Source organism: Dactylosporangium roseum (assembly GCF_025264685.1).
Lineage (GTDB): Bacteria > Actinomycetota > Actinomycetes > Mycobacteriales > Micromonosporaceae > Dactylosporangium > Dactylosporangium roseum.
The window spans coordinates 3,248,593-3,262,291 of sequence record NZ_CP073721.1 but is presented as its reverse complement, the minus strand read 5'-3'; the positions used below and the strand labels follow the sequence as shown (position 1 = coordinate 3,262,291).

Below are 13,699 nucleotides of genomic sequence, written 5' to 3'. Positions count from 1 at the left end.
CCGTGGCTGAGGCTCGGGCCGTTCCCAAACGGGCAAGGCACTGCTACCGTACGATGTATCCATGTAATACAGCGTACGGTAACGGGGATGAGATGCGAATCGCGATCGCCGGTGGCGGCCTTGGCGGCCTGACGCTGGCCCGAGTCCTGCACCGGCACGGCATCGACGCTGTGGTGTACGAACGCGAGGCAAGCCGATCCGCGCGATCGCAGGGCGGAATGCTCGACCTGCACCCCGAATCCGGGCAACAGGCCCTGGCCGAGGCGGGTCTCACCGACCGGTTCCGGTCCGCGGCGCGGCCCGAGGGCGAAGAGCATCGCATCCTCGACCCGGCCGGACGCACCCTCTTGCACCACAAGCCGCAACCCGGCTCATTCTCCGGGCGTCCCGAGATCGACCGGAGCGTACTGCGTGGTCTTCTGCTCGATGCGCTCCCCGGCGACGCGGTGGCCTGGCAGCACCGGCTCGTCGCGGCGACGCCCAGCCCCGGCGGGGGCTTCGGGCTGACGTTCGATGGCGGCCACAAAACCGACTGCGACGTCCTCATCGGCGCGGACGGCGCGCGCTCGGTCGTCCGGTCGCTGCTGACCGACGCGAGCCTGTCCTACGTGGCCACCTTGGTAGAGCTGAACATCAGCGACGCCGACCGGCGCCACCCGGATCTCGCCGAGCTGGTCGGCCCCGGGAACCTGTGGTGCGTCGGCGTGAACCAGATCCTTGCAGCGCAACGCCTCGGCGATGGCAGCATACGAGTCGGGATCTCATTGCGCGAAGAAGATCGCGACATCGACACATATCGCAGTAAGCGTGCTCTGCTGGACATGTTCGAAGGCTGGGACTCAAGCCTCACCGCACTCATCGAAGCCGGCGACAGCGCGCCGGCGCCTCGCCGGATCGAAGCGATGCCCATCGGTACGCGCTGGGCCAACCAGCCGGGAATCACCCTCATCGGTGACGCCGCGCACCTCATGCCGCCGGTCGGCGAGGGTGCCAATCAGGCCATGCTCGACGCCGCCGAACTCGCCGGCGAACTCGCCGCCAACCCCGCCGACCCGGACTCGGCGATCCGGACGTACGAAGAGGCGATGTTCGCCAGAACCCAGCCGATCGCCGAAATGTCCGCACGGGTCCAGGCGATGATGCTGTCCCCCACCGCAGCCGACGACATCATCCGCTTCTTCACGCCGCGGCCCACCGAGCCGGCACCCGCGGATTGAGAACGCGCGGCGCGGCGCCTACCTGACCGCGACGGCCGCCGCGTCCGGCCCGCCGCGCCAGAGCGTGCCGGCCTCGGTGAAGCCCGCGTCGTGCAGGACGTCGTCCGCATGGTGATCAGGGCCCGCGTCCTGTGCACCCCGCTCCACCCAGCGCGTAGTTGAGCCCCGGCCGGAACCGGACGAGCCGCGCCCGGTGCTGCGCCGAGTCACCTTCGGCTCGCGGCAGCGGCACGCGGACGGCGATGATCAGCGTGTACACCGCGCAGCTCACCCCGTTCGCCGCGCACAGCCACTGGTACGTGGTGGCGGCGCCGGATCAGCACCCTCCTCGCCGGTCAGCCGGCCGCGGCGTAGCACCACGCCACGCCATCGGGTCCGGCCCGCTCGCCGGACACTCCGTGCGCGACGATCGGCCGGGCTCAGCGGTCGCCGGTGACGGGTGATCGCCGGGATGAGCGGTACCGCTGGCCGTCGACGCAAACCAACCGGACCTCGCTGGTGTATCCGCGGGACTGGCCGTCGCGCAGCCACAACTGGTCCGGTCCGGGCAGCATCTCGGTGAAGACCAACTCGCCGTCGGACACGCGTGCGCGACCGCGCCGCAGCTTTGCCCACAGCACGTCGACCAGGATCGGGTTGTCGAGGTCGACGTGGAGCGGCTTCACCTCACCCGGTATCCGGCAGTAGGTCAGCCGGGGCAGCTCATGCCGCTCCCGCAGTGCCTGGACGGCGTCGTACACCTGCACCAGACGGTCTCCTGCGGGACGTATCTCACCGGAGGGTACGCGCCAGCTCTCCCGGTTCACCACCACGCCGTCGATGACCACCCGCGGCTGGTGCGGGGCCGGTTCGAGCAACTCGAAGCGCCCGCACGCCGCGGTCGACAAGTAGTCGTCCAGTACCTCGACGAGGTCGGCTTCGAAGTCGTCGACAAGTGACCTGACCGTCAACTGACCGGAGGCGCAGTGGACCCGCAGCGCGCCGATCGGCACGACCCGGGCCTGACTCGGGCTGTACGGCGGTTCCGCGCCGATCCCCAGGTAGGTGTGCCGCGGCGAACGATAGGCCGGCGGCGGGGCCGTCCGCGAGTTCACGCGACCGCTGGCGAACGGGTACAGCGGTACCACGCGATCCGGCACGTCCGCGTCGATACCCGCCCGAAGATCGGCCGGCCGTTCGTGCGCCGCGGCGAACAACAACTGGTCCGTGGAGTTGGTGGTGGGATGGAGTTCGCCGAAGATCGCGAGGAACCGCCCGGCCGATAGGTCCCGGGCGCTGCTGGCCGCGATCATCAGGTCGGGACTGTGCCAGCGCGCGCTCGGCCATCCCGGGGCGGCGGCGGCGAACTCGCGCAGGACGCGCGACCGGATCTCGCCGGCGGTCACCTCCAGTCGGTTGGCGCCCGGCGCGGGCCGAAGGATGGCCGTCCACCGGCTCCGCAGCTCCGCCACGGCCGAGTCCACGGGACGGGCGTGGCCGCCCCAGAGGCTCGGTTGTCCGCCCCAGAAGCTGTCTGCCATGCGGTCGAGCAGGCGCGCGAGCGGGTAGCCTCCAGCGCGGTCCGGACCGTCGGCCGACATGACCTCGCGGGCATGGTCGAGGTACCGCGCGGCCACCCTCACCGAAAACCACCGGGCACTGGTCAACAGCAACTCCAGAGCGGGCGCGACGCGGTCGAGCAGGGTGTCGCTCAGGCGGAGGCGGTGCGGGTCCACGCAGTCCTGGTAGGCGACCCGGCGGCCGGCATAGTAGCTGCCGGCGGCTCGTTGCGCTGGTGCGCCGGTCAGTTCCTGGAACACCGCGTCCAGCCGGTCGAGGGACTCCAGGACGAGGCCGGCGTTGCCGCACGCGGCGGACACGCCCTGGACGGCGGCGATGAGCCGGTCGAGGTCGGCAAGCGCCGCCGCCCGGGCCGGCGGATCGGCGATCCTCTCCAACTGCCCGCGGAGCTGGCGTTCCGGGTGCCGGGTCTGGCTGAGCCGGAATCCGCGGGTGAGCAGGCCGAGCGCCTGCATCCGCCGGATCTCGCGGCGCACGGCCGCGGGCGCGTGCTCGGTGCACCGCGCGGCGACGCCGTCCACGTCGCGGACGCCGTCGCAGGCAGCCAGCACCGCTGCGGGCAAGGCGTCCAGCCGGATCCGCGAACCGTCGAACACGTACGCGCCGCCGTCGTCCAGCGCCGCGGACGGTGCGACCCGCGGCGGCACCCATGGCCACAACCGGTGCCGCTGGATCAACATCTCCGCCACCGCGCGTACCGCCCACAGCTCGAGAAACGCGCTCGCCCCCGGGTCCGGTGCGGTGACGAAGCCCACCTCGGTGCCCGCAGCGTTCCACGCCCCCCAGCCGCACGGGCCGTAGAAGCCGACGGTGTCGTTCTTCGCGGCGTACCGGGCCAGGTAGGCCGCGAGCGTACGGGAGGCGTACCGCTGGCGCTTGCCTCGCGTCAGGACACCCGCGCGCGCCGCGGCCGCCACCGGCGGATTCTGCCAGGCGAGCGCCTCCAGGAACGCTTCGCGCCCGCAGGCGCGCCGCAGCGAGCTCAGCGCCGCGGCATGTGCGGCGGCGAATCCGGCCCCGGCGTCGGTGCTCAGCCATGCGTAGGGCATGCCGGCCCGGCGCGCGCAGAAGGACCGCCACACGCTCCAGCCCGTGGAGCCGAACGGGACCAGGTGCTCGGGCAGCCCCACCGAAGGGGCCGGCGACGGACCGGTGACCGCGTCGTTCACCTCAGCTCCTCGAAATCGGCGTACCACAGCCGTTCATCGACTCGATCGAGCACGGCGCGGCCGAGGTCGGCCAGGTGCGCCTCGTCGACCGGTTCGATGCCCAGCCGGTTGTTGTGCGTGTGCAGGAAGTGATGCAACACGTCGACCGGCGCAGGCCCCGCTTGCCGCACCGCCGTTGCCGCGCGGACCGCGTCCTCCCAGACGGAGACGTGCGTCTCGGTGTTCTCCGGGTCCAGCAGGCGCCGCGCCGCCGCGCCGATGCCGAACCGATCGTCCCGGACGGAGTCGTGCCAGAACTTCCGCCGCTCGGGCGGGACGTAGCCGGACCAGTACCGGTGGTGCTGATCGAGGAAGCGCCGCGCGTCGGCCAGGCTCAGCCCGGCCGAGCGGAGCGCCCTGAGCATCATGGCCAGGGCGGCGGCGCGCCGCCCGACCGGATCCCGCACGACCGCCGGCAGGAGGTCCAGCACGACGGCGGTACTTCGGCAGAACAGCGTTTCGGCGACACTGACGCCGACCGGTCCGCCGTACTTGCCGTACTCGGGATGGTAGGCCGCGGGACACACCGTCGCGTGCGGAACGAGCCGGAGATCCGGCGGAGCGCCACCCTCCCGGCCCGCGTACACGGCCTGCGCCGCGAGATACGCCTTGTCGTCGAACCCGCGCGGCTTGCGCTGCCAGTCGAAGTAGGCCGCCGCATGGCGGCGTACCACCTCGAACACCTCCGCGAACGCCGCGTCGTCCTGGAGGTCCACCCGCAGCCGCACATGGGGCCCACCACTCCAGTACCGGACGATGAAGCATCGCGCGTCCCGCTGTCGCAACAGCTCGGCCACCGGTACGACGACATGCAGAACCAGCTCGTCCCGCGATGCATAGTCATATACATGAATGGCATACCAGCTCGTCACCGTTGCTCGCCTCCACGTCCAGCTACTCGACGGACAGGTTGATCTCGAACGCGACCTCCTCCGCGCTGCGCGTCACCGCGCCCGGTCCGTAGCTGTCCACATCGGGCAGGCACTCTTGAAGCACCAGATGGGTGGCCCGGCCGGCGGCACGAACCCGGTTCCGCAAGGCCCGCAGGAGAAAGGGATTGCGGATGTCGACGTAGTGCGGCTTGTCCGGCCGGTCGCCGGACGGCGGACCGGCCAGCCGGACGAAGCTACGTTCAGGTATCGCGTGCGCCCGTTGCCACTCTAGGCCGGCGAGCAGGAGGGCGACGTCGTCGCGCGGACCGGCGAGCGCCGCGCGAACGGGCTCGATCGGCAACAGCCAGGTTCGCCGCTGCACAACGATGTCCGCCACCTCCACCCTGGGCAACCGGAGGGACCGGCCGTCCTCGCCGGCGGCCCGGTCGACGAGCGGAACCCAGAGGTCTCCCTTGTACCGGGCGGTCGGCGCGAACGTGTACAGGAAGCGGTACAGGTCCGGCGCCGCCGCCGGATGCAGGTGGTTCAGCGGCATGAGGGTAATGGGCTCGCCGTCGATACGGTTGATCAGCACGAGCCGGCGACGCACCGGGTCGGCGCGGACGGCGAGGTCCCGCAGTCGCAGCGCGTTGTCGTCCGCATGGCAACGCGCACCCGGATACTCCAGGACGAAGGGTGTCACCCGGGGATGCACATTGGAGTTCTGGCCGAGGACGGCGACCAGGTCGGCTTGTCGCGGCGCCCGCTCGGCGATGTGTCTGCGCAGCGTCTCGCGGTGCGGTGGCGTGATACCTCCCGCGCGCTCCGCCAGTTCGCACCCCCGAGCGTAGAAGCTTCCCCAGCCGCTGCGGATCTCGTTCAGCACCAGCCCGGTCCTACCGCCGGGGTGGCTGAGCACCTGCACCTTGTGCGTCGCCGACTCCCAGGGCGGCACGAACGCCGGGTACGTCGCGCAAATCTCGTCGAGCCAGGCCGGGTCGAGCGTGACCGACTCCCTGCTCGACTCCTGGCGCAGCCAGCGGGTCACCTGGTTGCGCAGCTTGTGCACGGCGGTGACGCACGGATCACCCCAACCCGAGTGCAACTGCCTGGCCTCGACCGGTGACAGCGACAGGTACGCCCGGTAGAACTCGAGCAGATCGGCGCACTCGGTGGCCTCGCCGAACAGGTTCACGAACGCCCGGTACAGCCCCAGCCAGGCGAGCAGCGCGTCGTCGAACAACGGAAGGAACCGGTGCAGCCACGCGAAGTCCCCGGCGTTGTCGTACACGTGGAGTTCCGACCAGTTGGTGGGTGGGCTGTGTTGGCCCACATCCTCGAACACGGGGGTCCGCATCGCGTCCCGGTGCGGTTCGGCCAGGCCGTACCGGTGCTGCAACCGGTCCACGGCCACCGCGAAGGCGTCGAGGAGCTCGACCCGCTGTACCGGTGTGGCGGCGGGGAACGAACGCTCGGTCTCGACCAGCACGCTCAGCACGCTGGCGCCGTGCGGGTCGGTCGCCAGCCTTTCCGCCACCGTCGCGGCGTAGTCGGGTTCCTGGTCGGGAACGCCGACGCTACGTTCGCACGCGCCGCAGGCGACCAGGTGCTCGATGACCGCCCGCGCGGCCGTCGAGTCGAGCCCTTCCGCGATCATGAGGCCGAGCAGGTCGTGCTGCGCCAGCGGCCCGTCCACCAACAACTCCACGACGCGTGCGGCGGGACCGTGCAGCAACACCGAAGCGAACCGGTCACCGGGTGACCGGGGGTCCGGCGGGTACTGCGGGCAGGTCAGGAACTCCAGGTGACCACCGGCGCGGACCGCCGTGTTGTTGAGCCGGATGTCGAGCAGGTCGTCGATGTCGCCGTGTTCGGCGAGCACGTCGGCGATCCAGTCGAGCAGGAGCCGGTTGACGCGGGTCAGCCGCGCGCTTCGCGGTGGCCCGGTACCGGTCTGGTCGGTGCCGCGGCGCCACAGCCCGACGGTCGTGAACCCGGCGAACGGCGAAGGCTTCAACGCGGCGCGATACGCCAGGTTCACCAGGGTGTTCTCCACCTTGCGCAGCTCGCGCGGGGTCTGTCCGGACTGTCCGGCCGAGATTGCGAACGCCGCCGCTTTCCGGCCCATTACCCGGTCGGTGAGTTGCGCGGCGCACTGGAAGTCCTCCATGCCGGCGACGGTGGCCAGCGCCCGCCGTCCCGCCCTGCTCTCGTCACCGACAACCGATCGGGCCATCGCCAGCAGCTCGTCCTGCCTGGTTCGGTCCCGCAGCCAGCTTCGCAACTCGGCGAGGTGCGGGCGGGCCAGCAGCGCCTGTGCCACCATGATCGATTCCGGGGCCGGCACCCGGTCGTTGAACAGGTCCCGTCCCAGCCGCAGAAGCTGGCGGCGGGGCGCTCGCGGGACCGCCGGTACCGTCCGGCGTAGCACGGCCAGCAGCCGATCGCGAACCGCGGCCCGCTGCTGCCGCAGCTCGTAAACCTCCGTCAGCAGCGCCCACGTGCGGTTCGGTGTCAACGCGTGGAGCGCGGCGAACGGCACGGTGCCGCGCCGCCACGCCACCACGGGCGCCAGGCGGATCAGATGGGACGCGGGATCCGGCGTCACGGCGCGCTCACCGCCCGCGGGTTGGATGTCAGGTGCGCACCGATGACGCGGCTCAACCTGTCGGCCGCGTCCTCGACCAGCCAGTGTGTCGCGGTTACGCCCTCCAGCGCGAGCGGACGGTCGGTCTGCCGGCGCCACCCCAGCAGCGCGCCGCGATGCAGGGACCGGTCGGAGCTGCCGTACAGGACGGAAATGCCGAACGGCAGGGGACCGCACCGGGCGTGCCGGTAGCCGGCAAGCAGCGCGAAGTCGGCCCGCAGCGCGGGCTCGAACACCGGCCGGAGCTCCGGTTGACCGGCCAACTCCGGGTGGACGCCGCCCTGGTCCAGAATCTGCGCCCAGAACCGGTCGGAGGCCAGCAGGTGCAGTCGCCGGGGCACCATGGCCAGATCCGGTGCCGCCGCGGAGCCGACCAGCAACCGCACCGGCCGGCGGCCGGCGACGTGCAGCCGCCGGGCCACCAGGTAGGCCATCAGCGCCCCACCGCAGTAGCCGAACAGGGCGAACGGGTCCCGCGACAGCGGGGCGAGCCTGTCGGCCAGCGTGTCCACCACCGCCGTGAGATCGGTCCAGGGCGGCTCGTGCAGCCGCGCCTGCCGCCCGGGGAGGTTGACCGACCACGGCTCGATTTCGGCCGGAAGGCGCGCGGCCAGATCGGCGAACGACCCCGGGCCGCCACCCGCGGCGGGAAACATGAACAGCCGCGTGACGGCGGCCGGTCGCGCTGCCAGCGGAACGAACCACCGCGGACTCATCCGGTACCGTCCCGCTCCACCGCGGCCAGGTACGCCGCCATGTCCCGGGGACTTGCATGGTCGAAGACGGCCCGCACCGGCACCGGGCGCCCGACCAGTGCGCCGATCCTGGGCGCGAGCTGGACCGCGAGCACCGAGTGCCCGCCGTTGAGGAACAGACTGTCCCCCGCGCGAAGGCCGGGCCGGTTGAGCGTCTCCCGCCACAGTGTGACCAGCGCCGCCGTCAGCTCAGGGTCACCGGGCTCGACGTCGGGCGACCGGTCGATCGGCGCACCCGCTGGAGACCCCGTACCCCGCGACGCCAGGGCCGCGTGGTCCACCTTCCCGTTTGCCGTGGTGGGAAGGCGGTCGACCACCACGACCTGTGCGGGCACGGCGGAGGAAGGCAGCCGCCGCAGCGCGTACGCGACGACCCGAGCGTCCAGCCGTGGGGCAGGTTCGCGGGCGGGCTGGACGAATGCCAGGAGCCGGCCGTCCTCGCCCTGAGGGTCGCCGTGCAGCATCACCGCCGCCGCGCCGACCTCCTCGTGCTCGCACAACACCGCCTCGACCTCGGCCAGCTCGATGCGGTGCCCGTGCAGTTTGACCTGGCGGTCGGTCCGGCCAAGGATCTCGAGCCGGCCGTCGGCCCGGACACGGGCCATGTCTCCGGTGCGGTAATAGCGTCCCCGAAGCGGGTGCACACCGAACCGCTCGGCGGTCAGCTCGTCACGGCCGAGGTAGCCGAGGCTCACGCCGGTGCCCGCGATACACAGCTCTCCGGCGATGCCCGGCGGAGCCTCCGAGCCGTAGCGGTCGATGATGAACACCGAGGTGTTGGCGATCGGCCGGCCCACCGGTACCGGGTCGGCAACGGGCGCGTGCAACCGCTCCGCCGCAGACCAGATCGTGGTCTCGGTTGGCCCGTACACGTTGAACACCTGGCAGCCGAGGTCGAGCAGCCGCCGTGCCATCACCGCGGACAGCGGCTCGCCCCCGCACAACGCGGTCCGCGCGGCGAGATCCTTGCCGGCGTGCGAGGCGATCAGCCGCCACGCCGTGGGTGTGGCCTGGATGACGGACACATCGTTGGCCAGCACGACGTCGAGCAGCCGCCGCGGATCGAGCTGGGTCTCGTCATCCGCGACGACCACCCTTCCGCCGGCGCACAGCGGCAGAAACACTTCGAGCATCGAGATGTCGAACGCGGGCGTGGTGTTCCACAGCACCACCGGCGGCTCGCGACCGGCGAGCAGGTCGGCGAAGTACGCGATCAGATTGGCCAGGCTGCGGTGCGAGACCTGCACCGCCTTCGGCCGGCCGGTGGTGCCCGACGTGTAGCAGAGATACGCGCGGTCGTCCGGTTCGACGGGCACCATTCCGGCACTGGCCTCCGCGGCCGGCGGCGCGGGCGGCACCGGCGCCACCCGGTGCCCGGCCGTCCAGAGTGGTGGGTCAGCGTCGATCGGCGTCAGCACCAGCGCGGCGCCCGCGTCGTCGAGTTGGAACGCGAGGCGCTCACCGGGATTACGGGCGTCGAGTGGAAGAAACGCGGCGCCGGCCGCCCAGACGCCGAGCATCGCGGCCGCCAGCTCCGCGCTGCGGTTGAGCGCCAGCGCCACCACGTCACCGGGGCCGGCTCCGTGCTCGGCCAGCCGGTCGCGGATCGCCGCGCTCCATGAGCACAGGCCCGCCCACGTGATGGTGCGCGCGCCGTCGATCACCGCCTCGGCGTCCGGTGCGGCGGCCGCCCGGGCCGCGATCATCGCCGGCACGCTGGTGCGGCCGGTCCAGGTCCGGTCCGTCGCGTTGAGCGCCACGAGGGTCCGCCGGTCGGCCTCCGTATGCGGGTCCAGCTCGCACACGGCCCGGTCGGGCTCTTCGGCGGCCCGTCGCAGCAGCACGTCCAGGCGTTCGGCGAAGGCGGCGACGGCCGGCTCGTCGTGGACCTCGGTCGCGTAGGTCAGCCGCAGCAGCACGCCGTCGGGCCCGGGTACCACGACGAAGTCGATGTCGAGACGGCTCCGGTCATCGAGCAGGACGAACTCCACCGGTTCGCCGCCCACGGTCACGTGCCGGACGTCCCAGGCACGGTAGTTGTACAGGTGCCGGAAGATCGGTGCCCGCCAATCGCCGGGCCGGCGCTCCAGTCGGGTCACCACCGACTCGACGGACGCATCCGCGTGCTCGACCCCGGCCAGGAAAGCATCGCGAGTGGCTCGGGCCAGGGCCCGGAAGCCGGCGCGGGGGTCCGCCCGCACCCTCAGCGCCATGGTGCTGATCGCCAGCCCGACCCCGGCATCGGTCGCCGGAGCCCGGCGGCGGACCGGCACGCCGACGACGAGATCCGGCCCGGCGCCGTGACGCAGCAGCGTCAGGTAGAACGCGGCCAGCATGACGATGTTCTCGGTGACCCGCAGCTCACCACGCAGCCGTCGTAGCGCGCCCCGTGCCGCCGGGGACAGCCAGTGCCGGTAGGTGCGCCCGGCGAATGTCGGAGCGGGCGGCGGCCGGCGAGCGCCCGCGATGACCATCGCATCCGGTCGCACGCCGTCGAGATGGTCCAGCCAGTACCGCACGGCCTCGGGTGCTGGGTCCCGGTCCGCGAGCATCGGCGTCTCGGCCAGCAGCTCCGGTGGCAGCTCGTTGCGTTCGGCCACCCGGTCGTAGGCCTGGCACAGCTCCTCCAGCAGGGTCCGCTGAGAGATGACGTCGCTGCAGATGTGGTGCACGACCACACACACCACCGAACCCGTGCCGGATGCGAAGCAGCCCACCCGCACAGGCAGGTCCCAGGCCAGGTCGAACGGCTTGCGGGCGTACGCCTGGACCTCGCCGATGAGCGTTCGCGGCGGCGGGGAGAACATGTCGACGGCTATCGAGGCGTTCTCCGCCGACGTCAGGTGACACACCGGCGCACCCTCCACCGACGGGAAACGCAGCCGCAGCGCCGGATGCCGCCGGAGCAACTGATTGGCCGCGACGTGCAGCGGCCACCACCGAACCGGCCGGACGGTCCGGAACGTGAGGTCGAGGTTGGACACTCCGCTGTGCGGGGAGAGCTGGTCGAGCACCCAGAAGCCGTGCTGTACCGGTGTCAGCGGTCGCACCGGCCGGGCGGCTGGCGGCAGACCAGTCATCGACACCTGCTCCGTTGTCATCGATCGTCCTCCGGGAGTTCGTGTGGGCGCGCCGGCCGGACCACCACAGGAACCTCCTGGGCGTCGACGGCAACGACCCGCAGTTCGGTGGAGTACCGCTGGCCTGCCGGATCCACCAGCCAGAAGTCTTCCGGCGCCGGCAGCATCTCGGTCACCTCGACGTCGGCGGGCCCGCCGCTGCCGCGCCGCACGGCCCGCGCCAGATTGTCCACGAGCAGCGGGGCGTCGAAGTCGACGTAGAACGGCTTCGGCTCGCCGGCGGTCCGCACAAACACCCGGCGGGGCAGCCCGCAGCGCTCGGCCCAGCCGCGCATCGCGCGCCACGCGGCGCTGTGCCCCGGACGGCCGGGGACCGGCGCCGGGAGTTCGCGAGTGTCGAACCGCCACGTTTCTCGGCACACGACCAGATCGTCGATCGCGACCCGAGGAGCGTGCGGCCGCGGTCCACGCAGCCGGAACAGGTTCACCGCCAGCGCGCTGAGAAACTCACCGAAGAACTCCAGCACCGGCGCCTCCCAGCCCGCAGGGGCGGTACCGACGAGTTCGCCGCCGCGCTCGACGACCCGCACGGCGGTCGCCGGCGTGCTGTGTGCTCCGCTGGCGTGCCCGGCGTCCGCGCCGTATGACCAGTACCGGTACAGGCCAGGTGGATCCAGCGCGAGGGGCGGGTACGTCCGCGGGCTGACCTCGCGTGCGTCGTTGGGATAGACCGGCACCACGCGGCCGCGGCGCATGTCGGACGCGGTGGCCCGGCGCAGCGCGTCCGGGTCGTCGGCCTGGGTCAGGAACACGCGGCTCTCCAGCGTATTGAGCGCCAGGTGCAGTTCGCCCAGCACCCATTGCGCAGCACCGTCCCGGGTACGCGCCAGCAGCAGGTCGGCGGTGTGGTGCCGAGCGGCCGCCCAGCGCAGCGGACGAGCTGGGAACAAGGCCCGTAACACCGGTTCGAGCCGCCCGGCGCTCAAGCACACGGGACCGGCGGCGTCGGGTGGTAAGGCAGCCGCCCAACGCGCCTGGAAGTCGGCCTGGACGTCGTCGAGCCGACCGGTGCTACCGGTCAGCACGTCGGCGGCGAGGAACTGCAGATCGCTGAGGCGTACGTCGTCGCGGCCGGTCCGTAGCTGGGCGTGGCAGGCACGTAGCCGCTGTTCGACCTGGTCGGCAACCTCGGCGACCAGCCAGCGGGCCGAACGCAGGAGGAGGGCGAACGGCAGCCGCAGCCGGTCCAGCTTGTCCGGGCCGAGTTCCACGTCCAGGTCGCGCCGGCAGTCCAGATACAGCGGGGTACGGCCGGTCGGCAGCCCTCCGGCGGCGGCCACCGGCGCGGTGGCGCGCCCGCCGGTCACCCGCGCCAGCACGTTCGCGACCCGGTCGAGAGCGAAAAGCAGCTCGGTCGGCGTCGCCGCCGCGCGCGCCTCGTCCCTGGCCAGGCCCAGCGCGCCCAAGTCGGCCCGCGGCCGAGCCGATGGCGCAGCCGGCGGCAGCGCTTCGATCCGACGGCACAGCCCGGCTTCCGGGCGTTCGTCGCAGGGTACCGGGAACCCGATCCGGACCACTGCCCGGTCATGGAGTTCGACGAGCGTCGCGACGACGGTTTCCGGGGCGCCGTGCCGGTCGAGGACGGCCGCGATCTCGCCGACGCGCCGGTGCCCGTCGACGGCGGCGAGGATCGCGGCGGTGGTTTCGTCCAGCCGCCACGGCCGGCGACGCGGGCGGCGCAGGACACCGCCGTCCAGACTGCTCGCCGGGTCCAGCCGCACGGGCAGGTGCGGCAGGAGGAGGGGGTCCTGCCGCCACGCCTCGGCCACCGCGTCGATCGCCCAGACCTCGAAATGCACGCTGCTGCGCCGGATCGTCCCGGTGCCGCGCCACCACCGGGCGCTGGACCGGTCGGTGAGCGCGGCCCACCCGACACCGCCGAAGAAGCCCACAGTCTCGTTCTTCGCGCAGTACCGCTGCAGGTACCGGGCGATGAGCACGTCCCGGCGGTGCCGGCGGCGCAGCGCGGGTCGCCGTCCGGCGTCCAGCTCCCGCCGGTAGGGGGCCACCCAGTTCTGGACGAGCTGCGGGTTCTGCCAGGTGAGTGCGGTCAGGAAGTCGTCCCTGCGCAGCGCGTCGTCGACTGCCGCGATCGAGGCGTCACGGACCGCGCGGTCCTGCGCGGTGCCCGCCGGTCCGCCCCCCAGGTGTCGCAGCGCCAGCGTGTCCACCAGGTCGAAGGGCAGGCCGGCGCCGCGCACCGCGGCCGTGCGCCACACCGACCAGCCGTCCGCCAGGACCAGCAGATGGGCCGGGCCGGTCAGCGGCACACCGGCCGGCCCATCGACGATGGCCGTCAC

General features: G+C 72.2%; 8 protein-coding genes. 1 reads left to right on the top strand and 7 read right to left on the bottom strand.

The window, feature by feature from the left end; all coding sequences use genetic code 11:
- The first annotated feature begins 92 nt into the window (after positions 1-92).
- Positions 93-1,217: an FAD-dependent oxidoreductase gene (locus Drose_RS15155; RefSeq protein WP_260728842.1), complete on the top strand. Its 1,125-nt coding sequence runs from the start codon at positions 93-95 to the stop codon at positions 1,215-1,217.
- 18 nt (positions 1,218-1,235) lie between these two features.
- Here Drose_RS15155 and Drose_RS15150 read toward each other — a convergent pair whose 3' ends face one another.
- From Drose_RS15150 to Drose_RS15120, 7 genes are all read right to left on the bottom strand, one after another.
- Complete coding sequence (locus Drose_RS15150) at positions 1,236-1,364, bottom strand: hypothetical protein (protein WP_260728841.1); 129 nt, start codon at positions 1,362-1,364, stop codon at positions 1,236-1,238.
- Between the two features lie 272 nt (positions 1,365-1,636).
- Entirely contained in the window at positions 1,637-3,946 is a 2,310-nt protein-coding gene (locus tag Drose_RS15145; protein WP_260728840.1) for a lantibiotic dehydratase family protein, read from the bottom strand.
- Positions 3,943-4,857, bottom strand: coding sequence for a thiopeptide-type bacteriocin biosynthesis protein (locus tag Drose_RS15140; RefSeq protein ID WP_260728839.1), 915 nt, complete (start codon positions 4,855-4,857; stop codon positions 3,943-3,945). Before Drose_RS15140 ends, Drose_RS15145 begins: the two co-directional genes overlap by 4 nt.
- Positions 4,858-4,879: 22 nt before the next feature.
- Positions 4,880-7,465 (bottom strand): lantibiotic dehydratase family protein, encoded by a 2,586-nt coding sequence (locus Drose_RS15135; RefSeq protein ID WP_260728838.1) that lies wholly within the window; start codon positions 7,463-7,465, stop codon positions 4,880-4,882.
- On the bottom strand, positions 7,462-8,220 hold the full coding sequence (locus Drose_RS15130; RefSeq protein ID WP_260728837.1) for a thioesterase II family protein: 759 nt from the start codon (positions 8,218-8,220) through the stop codon (positions 7,462-7,464). The genes Drose_RS15135 and Drose_RS15130 overlap by 4 nt, the downstream gene beginning before the upstream one ends.
- Positions 8,217-11,360, bottom strand: coding sequence for a non-ribosomal peptide synthetase (locus Drose_RS15125; RefSeq protein WP_260728836.1), 3,144 nt, complete (start codon positions 11,358-11,360; stop codon positions 8,217-8,219). The genes Drose_RS15130 and Drose_RS15125 overlap by 4 nt, the downstream gene beginning before the upstream one ends.
- A complete protein-coding gene (locus tag Drose_RS15120) occupies positions 11,357-13,699 on the bottom strand; it encodes a lantibiotic dehydratase family protein (protein ID WP_260728835.1) in 2,343 nt (780 codons plus the stop codon). The genes Drose_RS15125 and Drose_RS15120 overlap by 4 nt, the downstream gene beginning before the upstream one ends.

Excerpts from the sequence above, each read along its gene's own strand:
- Drose_RS15155 (WP_260728842.1), top strand. The coding sequence starts at position 93 with ATGCGAATCGCGATCGCCGGTGGCGGCCTTGGCGGCCTGACGCTGGCC.
- Drose_RS15130 (WP_260728837.1), bottom strand. The coding sequence starts at position 8,220 with ATGAGTCCGCGGTGGTTCGTTCCGCTGGCAGCGCGACCGGCCGCCGTC.
- Drose_RS15125 (WP_260728836.1), bottom strand. The coding sequence starts at position 11,360 with ATGACAACGGAGCAGGTGTCGATGACTGGTCTGCCGCCAGCCGCCCGG.